The sequence below is a fragment of the Phycicoccus sp. Soil803 genome (assembly GCF_001429685.1).
GTDB lineage: Bacteria > Actinomycetota > Actinomycetes > Actinomycetales > Dermatophilaceae > Pedococcus.
On the sequence record NZ_LMST01000005.1, the window covers coordinates 29,495 to 45,879 of the forward strand.

Below are 16,385 nucleotides of genomic sequence, written 5' to 3' on the forward strand. Positions count from 1 at the left end.
TCCCTCACTAGGCCCGAGTGCAGGTGTGGTGTCGCCGAGATCGGGGCGCCGGTGCCCTGTCCGGCCTGGAAGAGGGCACGATCAGCCGTGGTCTGGGCGTCAGGCCCCGGGAGGGCCGTAGGTCTGACCTTCCGATCTTCAGGCGGACGCGAACTCGGAGCGTGTGTGGCTTGACCGACGCGGCGTGCAACATCTCGTGCCACATGGCGCTGCTGGCGCCTCGCCAGTTGGCCATTGGGGAGATCGGGGTTCAGAATCCGGCGTTGCCCATGAACGTAAGGCGGCGGCGCAGGGGGTGGGGGGCCACGAGTAGATCCCTGACCTGACTCCCTCTTCATCCGCGATCGCGACCTTCAGTACGACTGGGAATGACCGATAGCAATGAGCGAAGAGGTCTGGGCGCTCGAGGCCGGGCTCCAAGCGTGGCGATGGCCCGAAATCTAGTCCGAGAAGTGTCGGCTGCTGTACGCCTACTGGGGTACTTTCGGCTCGAACGAGCGCGACGGAGTGTGCGCACAGGCCTCTGACCTGCGCGAATGTGTCGGGGTGACAGGATTTGAACCTGCGGCCTCTTCGTCCCGAACTTCAGGCATCGGCGTCGGGGAGATGTGATTGTGCTTGCCGCCCCCCATCAGCCTGCGTAGAGCGGCAAGCTCCATAGCAGCGACTGTTGTACTCCCGTGCTGTACCGCTCCTGCCGTTGATTCTCCGATATCAGACAGAGGCTTTCGCGCGGGTCAGCGCCAGCTCCGCGTGTTGGAGCCGTCGTTCGACGACGGGCGGCCGGGTGGGCGCCGAGACTCCGTTGCAAAATGTAGCAAGCGGAACAATTTAGTAGTAGCGTATTTGCCCTCCCCCCGGGAGTCACGCTCAACGACGAGGTGTTCACTAGGAGCTGCGGTGCGCAAGCAACGATCCCTACAGGCTGGAGCTTTTACTGTCCTACTCTTCTTGGGCGCCATCACGACGTCTGGGCTCTCGGAGGCAGCGAGTGCCGCGCAGTCCCAGGTCGGGATGTCGTCTCGTGTGCCGGTCCGACTCCAAACCGGCGGTGGGTACTTCCGGGATTCGCAGGGGCGGGTGGTGATCCTGCACGGGGTCAACCTGAACGCCGACGTGTTTCAGTATCCCGACACCGACCTGAACCCTCTTGGCTTCACCGACAAGGACGCCGACTTCCTGGCAGCCAGCGGGTTCAACTTTGCGCGGCTGGCCGTGAACTGGAGTCAGCTGGTCCCGACGCGGCCGACGGATCCGACCCATTTCACGGTTGATCAGGCCTCTCTCGAGAAGATCGCGCGGGTGGCAGACATGCTGGCCAAGCGGAAGATCTACTTCATGCTCGACTTCCACCAAGGCTGCTTCCACCAGTGGCCTGCCTGGGCGATCCCTTGGGACAAGGTCATCGGGGAAGGCACGAGCAACGACGAGTTCCCCACCTGCCACCTCGTTCCGAGCGGGACGAGTAAGGCCTACGACAACCTGTTCAAGGACCCCGTTGACCCCGACAATCCGCTGCTGCCCGGAGGGAGCTCGGCGGTCATTCCCGTGGCTGAGGTGTGGGGAGCCTTCCGTGAGGCCTGGCGCCAAGTGGCCACGAGGTTCCGTGACACCCACTACATGATGGGCTACAACATCATCAATGAGCCCGGTACCAGCCATCTGCTGGAATGTGACGACCCGGCCGTTGGATGCCCGCTTGCCGAGGAGAAGATCCAGGCCTTCGAGGAGAACGCACTGGCAGGAATCCGTGAGGCGGACCCCATCGCCGTTTCCACGGCCACGAAACGGGCTGGCATCGGCGTCTTTGAGCCCCCGACCCTGTCGGGCACCAGCGGCGCTGCCACCGGATTCGGGAACCTCCCGGTAGCCGACCCGCAGGCCGCTTGGAGCTTCCATGTCTACTGCGGCAACTTCGAACAACCCGTACCGGGCACGCGCATGTGCAAGGACATGATGCTCCCTGCTTTCGAAGGTACGGCTGGCCGGGGTGGCTCCGCGCGCAATGCCGCCCATCTAACCGGCGCGGACCGCGACCCGAGCCGCGATCCGGCGCCCCAGCTCATGAGCGAGTTCGGCTCTTCGATGGACGCCACCGTCATCGATGACACCCTCGACCTCGCGGATCCGCGCTTCATCAGCTGGGCCTACTGGATGTACAAGGGCTTCGACGACGCATGGCGAGTCGGATTGTTCGCCACCAAGCAAGATGAGGAGTGTGTCTGCTTCAACACCCATAGCCCCCGTGCCGACGTCCTCATCAAGCCCTACGCGCAGGCCACGGCCGGGACCCCTGTCTCTTACGCGTTCGACGATGAGACACGGGTGCTCACCTACCGATACCAGCCCTCGAGTGATTCATCCCTGGCAACGAGCATTGTCGTACCGGCCTACTACGCACCACACGGATACACGGTCTCCGTGACCAACGGACGTGTCGCGTCACCCTCCAACGCGACATACCTCAAGGTCCTACCAACCTCCTCGGCGCAGGTGTCTGTCACCGTCAGGCCGGTGTAGCCGCGAGGCCGCCGTCGGCCGCCTTCGCGATCCGCGAAACCCGCCGGGCGAACAGGTTTGGTCGCCGTGATGCCCGGTCTGCGCGAGCCAAGTTGCTGCACCGGCTGACGGTGGGCCTGACATGGCTCAACACTGCGAAAGAGGAAGCCAGGACGCAGGTGCTCTTCAACCTGGTCAGCCCCGGCTCATTGAAGTAACCCCACGGCACACCCCGATAGCCAGCACGCCGGCACCTCACCTTCTCCCAAGGATCCCTGATGACGTCTGCCTCCTTCCGACTCGATCCTGCGTTCACGGTTGCCCGGGTCAACCGGCGGACCTTCGGGGCGTTCGTCGAACACATGGGACGCTGTGTCTACACCGGCATCTACGAGCCGGGACATCCCACAGCCGACGGCGACGGGTTCCGTGAGGACGTCCTCGCCCTGACCCGTGAGCTCGGGGTGACCTTGGTCCGTTATCCGGGAGGCAACTTCGTCTCGGGGTACCGGTGGGAGGACGGGATCGGACCGGTCACGCAGCGACCGGTCCGTCGTGACCTCGCGTGGCACGGCCTCGAGACGAATGAGGTCGGCATCGACGAGTTCGCCAGGTGGGCCGCGAAGGCCGGGGTCGAGACCATGTATGCGCTGAACCTCGGCACCCGCGGCGTCCAGGAGGCGCTCGACGTCCATGAGTACCTCAACCAACCGGAGGGAACGCATCTGGCCGAGCTGCGCCGCAGCAACGGGACGAAGGAGCCACACGGCATACGCCTCTTCTGCCTGGGCAACGAGATGGACGGTCCCTGGCAGACCGGTCACAAGACGCCCGAGGAGTATGGCCGACTCGCGGCGGAGGTCGGCCGCGCTCTGCGTTCGGCCGAGCCAGGTCTGGAGCTCGTGGCCTGCGGCAGCTCGAGCTCGAGCATGCCCACGTTCGGGTCCTGGGAATCGACCGTCCTCGAGCTGGCCTACGACCAGGTGGACTACATCTCCGCGCACGCCTACTACGAGCAGCTGGATGACGACCTCGGCAGCTTCCTGGCCTCCGCGGTCGACATGGACCACTTCGTCGACAGCGTGGTCGCCACCGCCGCAGCAAGCGCATCAACATCTCGTTCGACGAGTGGAACGTGTGGTACCTCAGCCGGTACAAGAACGCCGAGACCCCCACCACCTGGGGTATTGCGCAACCGGTCATCGAGGATCACTACAACGCGGCGGATGCCGTCGTCGTCGGCGGGCTGCTCATCTCCCTGCTGCGACACAGTGACCGAGTGACCGTGGCGTGCCAGGCACAACTTGTCAACGTCATCGCCCCGATCATGACCGAGCCCGGCGGCGTGGCGTGGCGGCAGACGATCTTCCACCCGTTCGCATTGACGTCGCGGCTGGCCCAGGGCGTCGTCCTGCGTGTCGAACCGCAGACGGCGACCTACGAGACGCAGCGGTTCGGAGCTGTCCCGATCCTTGACGCGGTTGCGACCTACCATCCCGCGACCGGAGTGGTGGCGGTCTTCGCCGTGAACCGAAGTGTCGACGGGCCGGTAGAGCTGACTGTCGGGCTCGCCGGCTTCGGCGAGCTCTTTGTCGACGAGGCTTGGACGGTGGGCGGCGCCGACCCCTACGCGCGCAACAGCGCCGACGACCCGGATAGGGTCCGTCCCGAGGAGCTCCAAGGGGCGACGCTGGCCCACAGCACGCTGACCGCCACACTTCCGCCCGTCTCGTGGGCCGTAATCCACTTGCGACCGTCTGGCGCGCAGGGTGAGGTGGATGCCGGGAGGTGAGGATCCCTATTTGGTTGGCCCAGCGGGGACATCAATATGGCAGTTGAGCCAACTCATCCACGAGAACGGCATTGTCGCCACCCGCCACGCCCCGACAACACCCTCCTGGACTCGGCGTACCGCCCGGAGCAATCGGCATCGCCGTTGGCCACCCGCACGACGCGGGCGGTGACGTGCCGATCCTGGTCACAGAGGACGGACTCGCGACCTCGGGCGACGTGCCGAGGGACGGTGCCAATCTGCGCCGGTCCTTCTACAGTTGCGAACCGCGAATCATCGTGTTGGCACCCGAAGCCGCCTCGGTCCTCGCGGCACGACGATCCGCATTTCGGAACTCACCACGCGGAGCTGGCAACGCGGCCTGGGGCCATCGTCAAACAACGGCGACGAGCCGTATGGCCATGTACGGACGGCCGGGAAGATCGACCCGCACCGATCCCTCGACGGAGCCCGGTAGGCGGTTGACAGTCATGTTCCAGGTATCGATCACGTCAACGTGATACCGGACTCCGGGCAGCCGCACGATGTGGCGGTAGCGTGGCTGCCGAGAGCCGAAGTAGCCAACCAGGTACTGGCCCTCGGCGCCGCCCCACGGCAGATCCCAGTCGCTCCCTAGCGGTTCGAGAACACCAGTGGGGGAGGCTTCGATGATGGACGCGAGGAACCTAACGCGCTCCGGGCAGTCGCCGACGAGACTGCCTCCCTTTGACCACCATAGTTCTTCACTGTCGTTCAGAAAGGCTTCGCCATGCCCGACGTAGGCGCCGCGCACGGCAGCCTCCCAAAAGAGTCGGGTCAACTCTTGTCCGGTCATGTTTCCCCAGCCTTGATCAATATCACCTTCGTACCCGCATTCGTCGATCACCACCGGCTTGTGCCACTTGGTCCGCCAAGAATCGATGCGTTCAATCGCGCTCGTCTGCACGCTGCAGTGGGTCACCCAGGGCTGTCCGTGATCGTAGAGATCGATCCAGTTGTGGATCGATCTCAAGTGGGCCGCTGGGTCTTCGTCCGCGATGACACCGGCGAGGCGCTCCCAGTCATCGGCCGTCTTGGAGCGAAGGAGGTCATACTCGTTGCCGAGTGACCACCAGATGTTCCGGAACGCGGACAGCCGGCGAACGACGTAGCGCACATAGCGGTCATCGGTGTGACGGCCCAAGTCCGAGAAGCCCCAACGGTCGTAGGGGTGAAAGAGGATCAGATCAGCTTCGATGCCTAGGTGTTGCAGTTCACGAATACGCCGCTCCAAGGTTCGAAAGTGTTCGACGTCGAACCGCCTCGTGTCGAACCGGCCTTGTGCCCCCACCGGAAAGACGAACTTGTCTGGCTCGTTCGTGTTTAGCATGTATGACTTAGGGAAGAGGCACATGCGAAGCTTGGTGAACGGCGACTTGGCCAGTTGTTCCAACGTTTTCTGTTGGAGCGGCTCAGGCTGGTGTGTCCATGCGTACGCGGTGGTCCCGAGCGGTAGGTAGCGGGTGCCGTCGGCGTAGGAGAAGTGAAAGGCGTCCGCGACTCTGACTGGCCCATGATTGTCAGCACCAGCTTCCGTGACCGTCAAATGGCCGACGATGCCGTCGAGCGATCGCGCCGTGGACTGGGTGACGAAGGACCAGTCGCCTGGCGAAGGTGGCATGAAGCGGACCACGTACCGACCCCCGCCGTCATAGAAGCCACCAGCGCGAATCCGGTTGTCGCCGGAGGTGAATACGCCCTCCAACGCGACGTCGACGAACGGATTGCCGTGGGTTGGTCCGTCCAGCAGCAACTCGAATACGCTCCAGCACTCGGCCGAACGAGCGTAAGAGACCGCTGCGGAAGCGCTCGCCACAGAGTCAGCTTCGTAGTCCGCGCGGGGCTCGAGCGGTTCATCATGGTCCCGTGGGGCCGGAGGGGGCGCTTCCACCGCTCCGAGCTCTTTCCAGCAACGCGCCAACCTGTCCGCATCCAAGGTGCTGCCACCGAAATGTTGCAAGACCTCCCCGAGGGGCATGGATCGAAGGGACCAGAGCCAGGGCTCTTGGAGCACGTGAGGAACGTAGCGCCCGAGAACGTCCGAACCATCAATGCTGTCAAGCACATCACCGAGCAAGGAGTTCGCAGTGAATCCGGCCATGCGTCCCAGTCCAATCATCGGGGCCCGAAGAGGGCCACTCTCATCGCGCTGGGCCGCGCGCTGCCGGTTCTCGGGTTGAGACAACCTGGAGATCGCAGACCACTTGGGTCAGGGCGGCTCGCGTCACGCTGGTGAGGCCGTCGTCTGTGACTAGCGAGTTGAGCTCGCTTAGCGACATGAAGGTGCTGAGACCGACGACGCCGAGCTTGGAATGGTCGACGAGAGCATGCGTCCGTCGCGCGCTGGCAACAAACGCCCGGTTCGTCTCGGCTTCGACCACGTCGTTGGTGGTGAGCCCGGCGTGGACGTCCACCCCATCGGCGCCGAGGAAGAGAAGATCGATACGCAGGGAGCGCACCGCCGCCACGGCGATGGCACCACCGAGCGCATCACCACGGATCCCGACGCCGCCGGTGATCACCAGTTCTTGCCTTGGATTTGCGCGCTGGTGCAACAGCTGGGCAACGGGAAGAGAATTTGTCACTACCGTGAGATCCGGCACGTCGCGAATTGCCTTGGCTAACTCGTAGCACGTAGTTCCCGCGCCTATGCCGATCGACGCGCCCGGCCTCACCGCCCGCGCGGCGGCCTCGGCGATGGCGCGCTTTTCCTCGATTCTGAGAGAGGACCCCGCGTGAAGCCTCCTGGCTGACGCCCGGGCTTCCCCCACGGGCATCGCACCTCCGTGGACTCGTTTCAGCCCTCCCAGTGCTGACAAATGGCGGATGTCTCGTCTGACCGTGATTTCCGAGACGCCTACGGTGCAGACGATGTCCGTCACCCTCATACCGCCGCTGCGCTCCACCAAATCCAAGATGCGGGCGCGACGCTGGGTGGCCAGCACGAAACCAGACCCTTTCAGCTGGACCCGGACGCGCACGGCAGCGCGGGGGCACAATCGCTGAGCTCGTGCTCGCAGTTCACCTGATCGCGCATTCCGGCGACCTCCTCTGGCTCGTCGAGTCTGGGGCTCGGTGACGTAAGGACAAAAATATAGCAGATGTACTGGTTTAGATCTAGGGACTGTTCCGCGCCCAGGCGGCGCTCGACATACTGGAGATTTCTCGTACCTCTGTTGCGGCAACGCGGGTGCTTCTGCTGCTCCGTGGATACGGCTTTGGATCCCCCGACAGGCTGCCGACTTCCACATGGCACAGGTAGGCCCCCAGCCGCGGACCGAACCGCCCGCAAGTCAGCGACGTGTCGGAGGAGCTTCGTCGAGCGCGAGAAGGTCGCCATGGAGCTTGCGAGGATGAATACCTATCGCCCGACAAGTTTTTACTGGGTACTGAGTTATTCCGGCATATCTGGGCTGTGGCTCGTGTCGAGCATCCGACGATCGAAGGGACATGCAGGCATGAAGATAGGACGAACAAAGGCGGTCCTGGCGGCGATGATGGGGTTGACGCTGTCGACCTTCGCGACCCAGCCGGCCTCCGGCTCCACCGTCACCGACCCGATCACCTCCGACCCCGTGGTGACGGTCGGCAGTGACTCCGACATCGGATCGCTGCGTGAGGAGGCGGCGAAGATCGGCATCCTGTTCGGCTCCGGCGCCATCAAGGCATCGGACTCAATTGACGACGGTCGCCCGCCGAACTACCTGACCGACCCCGACTTCGCCCGCGTGCTGGCCGAGCAGTTTGACAGCGTCCATTCCGAGAACGAGATGAAGTACCGATTTGTCGAGCCGCAGCAGGGCGTCTTCGACTTTACCGGCCCTGACCGCCTGGTTAAGTTCGCCCAGGAGCAGGGCATGCAGGTAAAGGGCCACGCCTTGATCACCACCTGCTGCGACCCGCAGTACCTTGTGGACAAGGTGAATGACCCCGCGGCGTTCCGGGCGCTGATGACCAAGCACATCACCACGATCATGAAGCGCTACAAGGGCAAGATGGACCGCTGGGACGTCGTGGTCGAGCCCCTCTCCACGATGGGCGGCCAAGGTCTCCAGCACACCGACTTCTACAACGCCCTCGGCCCTGGTTACATCGCCGAGGCGTTTCGGATCGCCCACCGGGCGGACCCGACCGCGAAGCTCTACGTTAATGAGAACCTTGTCGAGTCCTACCCCGAAAAGCGTAAGGAGTTCTACGACCTAGTCGATGGGCTCGTCGCCGACGAGGTCCCGATCGACGGTGTCGCACTCCAGATGCACGAGACCCTTCAAGGGCCGCCGGCCGGTGTGATCATCGAAATGGCCGACCACTTCCACGCCAAGGGGCTCGCGGTGTCGATCTCCGAGCTGGACGTGCACACCCTCGACCCGGTGACCCAGGCGCAGATCTACGGTGACGTGGTTACCGAGGCCCTCAACGCCGGGATCCGTGACATCAGCACGTGGGGCTTCACGGACAAGCACCTCTACACGTGGCTCCCGGGAGCAAAGCCGTGCCTCTTCGACGAGAACTACAACCCCAAGCCGGCGTACTTCGCCGTGCGCGACGCCCTGCGGGCATACGGCCGCAAGGTGCAGGCCTCCCCATGAGTCCCTTGGAGTCACCCGCCCCTCGGACATAGGGCCTACCATCCCGCGCGTGGCAGTGCTCTGCGAAGACCGGGGACTGCCCCCCACACCCGGTTCCCGCCGGCCCGGGGGGCAGGTGTCCCCGTCCTTGTTGAGCGGTGAGAGGGTACGGCGCCTCAGTCCGTTGGATGGATACGGCGACCCGGGCGAGACGCTTGCACACGGTGCTTGTAGGGGTGGGTCGGGAGGCGTTCAGCCACGCGTGGGTGGTTCTCGCAGGAACCATGACACTCGTCATCGGCACCGATTTCGCCCACATCTGGACGCGCGATACATGCGCGAGCGACGCCGCGGCCCGGTTGCTGAGGGCGACGACCGGCTTCGCTCTTGGCACTGGGGCTGAGTCTCGAACCCTAGGCCACGGGCGAACAGGGCAGGGCCAGTGACGGCGGTGCGTGACTGTCTTCCCGCGTCTGGAGGGCCAGCACGTCTTCTCAGGCAGCGTCGTGGCCAGGACAACACCGAACTGGGGAACCCACGCGTGCGGGCCTGGTCGGCCGCTGCGCCCCGGTCGGCCCGGCCGCTGACGTCCAGGCGGAGATGGTGGCGTTCAGTTTTTATTGCGGGCGCACCTGGAATCGTCACCCCGGCGACCCCGTCGTCGACCTCGGGGGCAAGGAGTTCCGCGACCGGAGGGGTCCTCCGATACGAGTCCGGTGGCTACTGGCTAATGGGCGGTTGGGATGGCGGCCGATCAGCGGTCCTGGTTGTCTCGGTGCGCCGGCCGGGTCAGCCGGCCTCCTCATCGATGGCACCCGAGCAACTCGCTCCGGTCGACTCCTCGGCTGGTGTCTGCGACTCCACGGACCGGTGCGACCGAGGAGGCGGTCGTCTGCATCGATGCCGTCGTGTCATGACAATGGTTGCCGGGTCATCTACGTGAGCATCGACCTCTCGGATGTGCACGCGTTCGACATCGGGTGCGGGAACCGGCCCCGTGACGCAACCCGCCCCCCTGACACAGACACGAGGGGCCTCTCCCGGGATTCCCGAGAGGTCCATGGGTGCTTCAGGAGTGCGGGCAGATCACCTGCCGAGGCTCGCCCGCTGTCACGCCGTTCTCGTTGAAAGCGTCGACGGCGACCCAGTAGTCCGAGCCCGCGTTGAGGCTACGCAGGTCGAGCCGCGTCTCGTCGTACACCATCCAGCTGTTGTAGAGCTTGGTCGGCGCCAGGCCGTAGCGCACGTTGTAGCCGTGGGCGCCGGCGACCGCGTCCCACTCGAGCGTTGCGGTGGTGGGGCCCGACCGGGTGGCGCAGACCGTGGCAGCGGCGGGGCCAACCCCGTTGCCGACGCCGAAGACGCGCAGCCCGCTGACCGCGAACGGGCCGTCGAACGGGAGCCGCCGCGCGGTGATCCGGACGTGCCGCACCCGCATCGGCTCGGCCAGAGTTACGAATCGGTGGGGAGCGTCCCGGTCGTCGCCTCGCGGGTCGTGAACGCGGGTCCAGGTCGACCCGTCGAAGGACAGCTCGAGGTCGACGATCGCCGGCTCGAAGTCCGGGTAGATCCCCCGCACCTCCGCGCTCACCGGACCGAGGTCGGCGCAGCCCGGTGCCAGGTCGCCGAGCGCCTGGTCGGCGAGGTTGATCTGTACGGCGTATGCGATCTTCGTCTCTCCGAGGTCGACCTGGAGCCACTGGCCCTCGCCGGGACCATCCGCGACCCACCACGAGCGGGCGTCCTCGTTCACCGCGAGCTTCGGGCCGTGGCCCTCGAGGGACGAGGAGGCGGTCGCGTCCGCCCTGAAGGAGAGCAGCATCCAGCGCGGACTGGCCTCGGTCCACGGATCGAACTTCCGGTCGGGGACGACCATAGGGTAATCGGCGAAGCTTTGGTTGCAAAAGAGCACCCCGTCGTTGTCGAACCCTGCGGGGAAGATGCCCACGCGGCGCTCGAAGGGATGGTTCATCGAGATCCGCATCGTGGCGGCGTGCCACCAGTTGCCGTGGCGATCCTGGAAGGTGCTCCCGTGGCCGGCGCCAGTGATGAAGCCACCCGGCTTGAGGGAGAACGGGCTGTGCGGGTCGTAGCTGAACGGGCCGAGCGGCGAGGCCGACGTGTAGTAGCCGTCGGCGTAGGTGTTGAACTCGGTCCCGGGGGCGGCGTACTGCAGGTAGTAGCGCCCCTCGTGGTGGGTCATCCACGCACCCTCGACGAACGGGTCGGTGCCGTAACGATCGCGTGTGATCCGCTCGAACTGGTTGCTCGGCTCCCCGATCACGCGGTCCTCGCCGGTCTGCTCCCAGCCGTGAGTGGACGTGTCCGCCCAGACGAGCGCCACGGGCTCCGTGCGCGCCTCGAAGGTCGCTGGATCCAGCTCGACACCGAAGATGGGAGTGATGTTGTCGCATCCCCAGTAGAGATAGGTGCGGCCGTCGTGATCGCAGAAGAGGTTGGGATCCCAGAACGGAAACGTCCCGGGCGTCACCTCCTCGAAGTCGTCGGCCAGCGGGTCGGTGCTGCGGAAGAAGGGGCAGGGATCGTCGCGGCGCGAGGCTGAGATGAAGAGCGCGCCATCCACCTCGCGCACGTCCGGCGCGTAGTCCAGCGCCGGCAGCTTGTCGGTGGGGAAGTACTCCCAGGTGACCAGATCGACTGAGTGCCAGAATCCGCGCGACATGGAGACGAACATGAAGAAGCGGCCGCGGAAGAGAACGACGGACGGGTCCGCGCCCTCCCGGTAGACAGACCGAGTCATGGCCGGGAGGCCGGTGTCCTCCACCGGTGAACCGGAGCGCACGTCCTGGTAGCGGTAGGGGAGGTCGACGGGGTTGCAGACGATGGCGCACATTGCCGCTCAGCTCTCGGGGCGCAGTGCGACTCGACGGTTGGCGCAGGATTCGGCGACCCAGTGGGATCTCAGCCTCGGCAGCCGGTCGAGGGTCTGGAAGTCCTGGTAGGCCGCGGTGACCGCCCGCAGGAGGAAGTCGAAGGGTAGGGAAACGTCCCCGGCAGTGAACCCCTCAGGGGACATGGGATGACCTTTCGACGGCGAACATTCAAAAACCTATCACCTGAAAGGTTAATTGCCGGCGGGTCAATCTTGGATCACCCAGGCGTGGCGTGCGGCCGCCACCAGATGCCAGAACGCGTCAAGGGCCGCCTCGGCGTCCAAGTCCTCGCGGTAGCGGCGCTGGAGTTGCAGCCCGTCCTGGACGGCACGCTCAAGCGTGGCAATTAGATCGGCGCTGATGACGCCGTCGTGTGGATCGGGGAAGTCGGTCTCAGGCAGTCGGTTGGCGACGTCCGCCGTGGCGCGGTAGTGCTCGGTGAAGTAGTCGTGTGCCGGATGGTCGCTGTCGATCGCCTCGGCCGAAAGCATGATGAACAGTGAGGTCAGGCCCTCATGTTGGGCCGAGTAGCGGCCGACAGCGCGCGATCGTGAAGGAAGATCGGTGTCCGGTAGGGCGGCGAGGTACTCCGAGACCGAGGTGTCGCGCAGCTCGAGCACCTCCACAAGCAACTCCTCCTTGTCGGAGAAGTGGTGCAGAACGCCGGCCTGAGTCAGCCCGAGCCGGCGGGCGAGCTCGCGCACCGAGGAGTTCTTGTAGCCGTCTTCGGCGAACAACTCGGCCGCGGCGGCGATGATCTCCCGACGTCGCTCGATCCCTTTGCGGTAGGGGCCCCGGGCTCCCGTACGTGACGACACGGCCGACACGGTAGCGCAGAGAGTGACGGACGCGAGAAAGCAAGAACTGAATCCATGGCTCTGGCAGGCTTGCGGAATAGGGCGTGAGCACCGCCGACGACGCTGGCCAGGCCAGAACTCGCGGCGAGGTCGGCCTTGCTCACCACCGGGGTCATGTCTGGTCAGTCGTGATGAGGCGGACCAGTTCGTGGCCATAGGCAGGACCTTCATGGCCGCCAATACCGGTCCGACCTTCTTGGACTCCTCGGCGCTACCCGCCTCATCGGCCGACTAGTACGAAGCGAGGGGCGAGGACCCACGACCGGCAAGATCATGGCCGGAACGGCAGACTTAGTAACCTCGCCGGCCGGTGCACCCGCGGCCACCCCTCCCTCCTCCCCGGGCGAGTGCCACGGCTCAGCGGACCTCGGACGGTCGCCGAGTTCGCCCAGGATGACCTCGAGGCGGCCCTATGGTGTCCGGAATGGCGCCACGTTCGAGCCCCTCGCGGATCGGATCCACCATGGCAGCGCTGCGGGGAAAGGAGCGGACGACGATGACCGCGCGTCGCCATGCGGGCCCCGCGTTGGTGGTGCGGGCGCCCGCCTGCTTGAGGGCCCGTCCCGCGAGCGATGGGATCGGTGGCGGATCCTTCTCAAGTGTGGTTGGGGCGAGGCGGTCCTCGGCGTGCCCGACCTCGCGATGCAAGGCGTCGGTGACCATAGTCGGAAGGTCCGGGACCTGACGTCAATGCCGAGAACGAAGGTCGAGGTCGGGTTCAGCGCGAGTCCGATGCCGCGCGGGCCGTGCGGCGCTGGCCGCGCGGGGGTGGCTCGGTCTCGACCACGACGTCCTCGCCTTCGTCCTCGATGGCTGCCGGGGCGTTCCCTGTCCGGTGATCAGCAGGCCGGCTGCCCCATATATCGGTGGTCGCCTGGCGTCACTCCGGAGATCGTCTTGCCCCCGGGGATGGACACGGTCGCTGTGGTGCCGGGCGGCACGGTCACGTCGACGGTGTAGCGGCAGCCCGCCCCTTGACTCCAGTTGATGCTGACCGGGCCGTAAGGGGTCGGCACGTCCCCCGCGGCCCAGCTCAGGTCACCCGGCTGCGGCGCGACGACGAAGGTGTCGAAGCCCGGGGTGGTGGGGCGAATGCCGAGCACGTAGCGGGACAGCGCTGCAGCCGGCAGACTGCCCCACGAATGGGCGGCGCTGTGGGCGCCGTCGAGGTCGCCGGTCATCGGGATGTTCTCCCACGTGGTGCCGCCGGGGTCCTGGCGCAGCATGTATCCCCACTCGCGGCGGATCAGGTCCAGAGCCGCGGTCGTCCGGCCGGCGTCGAGATCGGCCATGACCTCCCAGCCAGACATCATCGTTGAGAGCTGTTGCCCCTCTCCCGCTGGCGCGGGCTCGGCGTACGCGAGATGCCCGCGCGCATGCTGCAGGCGCTTGTCGAGAACGCCGAGGATTTGTGTTGACCGGACCGGGTCGGCGACGCCGGTGAGCGCCGCGAAGGTGTTCGCGTCTTGGGCGATGGCTCCGTTGCTGCTATCGCTGATGTCGTAGACCCCGGTTGTCGGGTTCCACAGGTGGGTGTTGATCGCGGTGCGCAGGGCCGCGGCTTGGGTCCGCCAGGCGGATGCCGCTGCGTCGCGACCCAGCGCTGACGCGAGTTCCGCCCCGTCGGTGAGCGCCGCGTAGTAGATCAGGTTGTTCCAGGTGGCCTCGCCGGTGTGGTCGTCGACCTTCCAGTCCTTGCCGTTGGTCGAGGTGGTGGTGATCAGGCCCTTGGCGTCGCGCTGCTGCCCGGTCCAGGCGAGAACGCGGACGACGTTGGCCCACTGCTCGGCGGCGAACGTCATGTCGCCGGTGTACCGGACGTAGTCGGCGAGTACCGGCACGAACACCGTCGAGTAGGACATCGAGAAGGTCATGCAGGCCGGGGTCTCCACGTTGGGTTGGCAGACACCCGGCATCGGGCCCGGGACTGCGCTTGTGCCGACAGCCGGCAAAAGGTAGTCGGCCACGGTCGCCGGGTGCTCGCCCAGTAGTTGGATGGAGTCACGCACGTAGACCGGGTCTAGGGCGGCGTACACCGTGGGGCCACTAGCCAAGATGTCGCCGCTCCACACCGACCGGTCGCGCTTGGCGCCGTCGAGGAGCAGGTGAAGTGGACCATTGCTCCCGCCCGGCATCATCTGGTTCAGATTGACGGTATACACGCTGGCGTACCACGCTCGGTTGAGGGTGTCGTCACTGGACAGGAAATGGCCGCGCAGGGTATCGGCGGTCCCGAGTTCCCCGGTGAAGTGGATCCGGACGCGACTCAGCGTCACGCTTCCCGGGGTCAGCAGGGTGATCATCTGGTACCGCTCGGCACCCTGGATCCCGGAGCCCTGAATCGTCCCGACCCTGGTGACCGGGAAGGTGTCGTAGCGAAGGGTCGTCGGGCTGAATTGGTTGGTGTAGTCGCCGGTCTCGCTGAGGTTCTTCAGTGTTTCGCTGTACGACGAACGCAGCGTCGGCAGACCGGACTTCGACACCACGTCGAACGAGGTCGTCCCGCCGACGTTTTTTCCGTAGTCCAGGACGATGACCGGCGCGGGCCCGCCCTCGGCGTAGCTCAGCGTGATCGAGTCGGTATCGTCCGCGGTGGTCAGGGCTGTGGCGTTCCGGACGTTTCCGCTGGTTGACACCACACCGGTCGGGGAGAGGTCGCGGGTCGCGGGCGCTTCGATGAACGTCCTCCAGTCGCCGTGACCATCGGGCGTGACCCCCAGGGCCGGACCTGAGGCGGCGACCACAGATGCGAGAGAGAACACCAGGAGCTGGGGGAGAAGGCGGGCCATGGAGGGAACGTAGTGCCAATTACCTGTCAAGTGAAGGGTTTTGATTGCACGTCTTCGTGGTTCTCTGCCTCCCTTGACGACCGCCGGGTCGCCGAAGGCCTCGGCTACGAACGCGGCTCGCGCGATGACTACTGCGGTCGCTTTCGGCTAAGGGCGCACCAAAGATGAGCCGGCCAACCCGTTCTACTTCCTGCTCGATTTCCAGCAAGGCCGTTAGACGGCTGACCGCGCCCTGACGATCACGTGCTGACCGCCGCCGCCTTCAACTTCCTCGTGACACCACCCGGGCTGCGATCCGCCGACTATCGTCGTTGACATGACTGCGACGAAATCGCCCCGCGTTCGGGGCCCGTACGCCAAGTCCGCTCAACGGTCCAAGGAGATCATCCAGGCCGCTACGACAGTCTTCGCGACCAACGGCTACCACGGTGGGTCCCTGCGGGACATTGCACGTCAGCTCGACTTGAGCTTGACGAGCATCGTCCACCATTTCGGCAGCAAGTTCGCGCTCCTCGAAGCTGTCCTCGAGCGGGCCGACGAGACTGTCGGCACGGGATTCGCCGACTTCGACTTCGATGCCGACTGCACTGAGCGCGGGGTCGCGCTGGCCACGATGTCGCGGGTACGGTCCAACCTCGAACGCCCGGAGCTGCTCCGACTCCTGGCGATCCTGGCGGCAGAGTCGTCCGCACCCGACCATCCCGCCCACGAATGGTTCATCGGTCGCTACCGAAGTCACGTCGAGTCGCTCGCCGCGGCATTCACCTACGACCAGTCGAAGGGGCGAATCGACCGTGCGCGTGATCCCCAGTTGCTCAGCAGGTTGCTGATCGGCACGTGGGATGGGATCCAACTGCAGTGGCTCATCGACCCTTCGGCCGACATGGAGAGCGCTATGCAGGCATTCTTCATGTGGTGCATACCCGAGGCCATGACCGCAGAGTCCTGAATGACGCCGAGTCGTTGTC

General features: G+C 65.4%; 9 protein-coding genes and 1 pseudogene. 4 read left to right on the plus strand and 6 right to left on the minus strand.

The features are described from left to right. The first annotated feature begins 1,083 nt into the window (after positions 1-1,083). Positions 1,084-2,520: a cellulase family glycosylhydrolase gene (locus ASG95_RS20515; protein WP_162259444.1), complete on the plus strand. Its 1,437-nt coding sequence runs from the start codon at positions 1,084-1,086 to the stop codon at positions 2,518-2,520. 257 nt (positions 2,521-2,777) lie between these two features. After that, positions 2,778-4,291, plus strand: a pseudogene (locus ASG95_RS20520) (alpha-N-arabinofuranosidase). A gap of 373 nt (positions 4,292-4,664) precedes the next feature. On the opposite strand, the gene ASG95_RS20525 reads toward ASG95_RS20520, so the two are convergent. Both ASG95_RS20525 and ASG95_RS20530 read right to left on the minus strand, forming a co-directional pair. After that, a complete protein-coding gene (locus ASG95_RS20525; RefSeq protein ID WP_057379061.1) occupies positions 4,665-6,410 on the minus strand; it encodes a DUF5605 domain-containing protein in 1,746 nt (581 codons plus the stop codon). Positions 6,411-6,450: 40 nt separating this feature from the next. Beyond that, on the minus strand, positions 6,451-7,254 hold the full coding sequence (locus tag ASG95_RS20530) for a DeoR/GlpR family DNA-binding transcription regulator (protein ID WP_057379082.1): 804 nt from the start codon (positions 7,252-7,254) through the stop codon (positions 6,451-6,453). A gap of 513 nt (positions 7,255-7,767) precedes the next feature. Here ASG95_RS20530 and ASG95_RS20535 point away from each other — a divergent pair. Next, on the plus strand, positions 7,768-8,898 hold the full coding sequence (locus ASG95_RS20535; RefSeq protein WP_235544292.1) for an endo-1,4-beta-xylanase: 1,131 nt from the start codon (positions 7,768-7,770) through the stop codon (positions 8,896-8,898). Between the two features lie 1,048 nt (positions 8,899-9,946). On the opposite strand, the gene ASG95_RS20540 is transcribed toward ASG95_RS20535, so the two are convergent. The 4 genes from ASG95_RS20540 to ASG95_RS20550 form a co-directional block, all read right to left on the minus strand. Next, the gene (locus ASG95_RS20540) at positions 9,947-11,731 is read right to left on the minus strand and encodes a family 43 glycosylhydrolase (RefSeq protein WP_057379063.1); all 1,785 of its coding nucleotides are present in this window, start codon (positions 11,729-11,731) and stop codon (positions 9,947-9,949) included. Between the two features lie 6 nt (positions 11,732-11,737). Beyond that, positions 11,738-11,914 (minus strand): hypothetical protein, encoded by a 177-nt coding sequence (locus ASG95_RS21540; protein WP_157582514.1) that lies wholly within the window; start codon positions 11,912-11,914, stop codon positions 11,738-11,740. A gap of 63 nt (positions 11,915-11,977) precedes the next feature. Beyond that, positions 11,978-12,589 carry a TetR/AcrR family transcriptional regulator gene (locus ASG95_RS20545; RefSeq protein WP_057379064.1) on the minus strand — a complete coding sequence of 204 codons (612 nt, stop codon included), beginning with the start codon at positions 12,587-12,589 and terminating at the stop codon, positions 11,978-11,980. A gap of 878 nt (positions 12,590-13,467) precedes the next feature. Then, positions 13,468-15,372: an alpha-L-rhamnosidase C-terminal domain-containing protein gene (locus ASG95_RS20550; RefSeq protein WP_057379065.1), complete on the minus strand. Its 1,905-nt coding sequence runs from the start codon at positions 15,370-15,372 to the stop codon at positions 13,468-13,470. Between the two features lie 361 nt (positions 15,373-15,733). Here ASG95_RS20550 and ASG95_RS20555 point away from each other — a divergent pair, with 361 nt between their 5' ends. Further along, the gene (locus ASG95_RS20555) at positions 15,734-16,366 is read left to right on the plus strand and encodes a TetR/AcrR family transcriptional regulator (protein WP_057379066.1); all 633 of its coding nucleotides are present in this window, start codon (positions 15,734-15,736) and stop codon (positions 16,364-16,366) included. Positions 16,367-16,385: the final 19 nt, after the last annotated feature.

What these genes read in the sequence shown, in the direction of transcription:
- ASG95_RS20525 (WP_057379061.1), bottom strand. Translation starts at nt 6,410, where the DNA reads ATGGCCGGATTCACTGCGAACTCCTTGCTCGGTGATGTGCTTGACAGC.
- ASG95_RS20535 (WP_235544292.1), top strand. Translation starts at nt 7,768, where the DNA reads ATGAAGATAGGACGAACAAAGGCGGTCCTGGCGGCGATGATGGGGTTG.
- ASG95_RS20540 (WP_057379063.1), bottom strand. Translation starts at nt 11,731, where the DNA reads ATGTGCGCCATCGTCTGCAACCCCGTCGACCTCCCCTACCGCTACCAG.
- ASG95_RS21540 (WP_157582514.1), bottom strand. Translation starts at nt 11,914, where the DNA reads ATGTCCCCTGAGGGGTTCACTGCCGGGGACGTTTCCCTACCCTTCGAC.
- ASG95_RS20555 (WP_057379066.1), top strand. Translation starts at nt 15,734, where the DNA reads ATGACTGCGACGAAATCGCCCCGCGTTCGGGGCCCGTACGCCAAGTCC.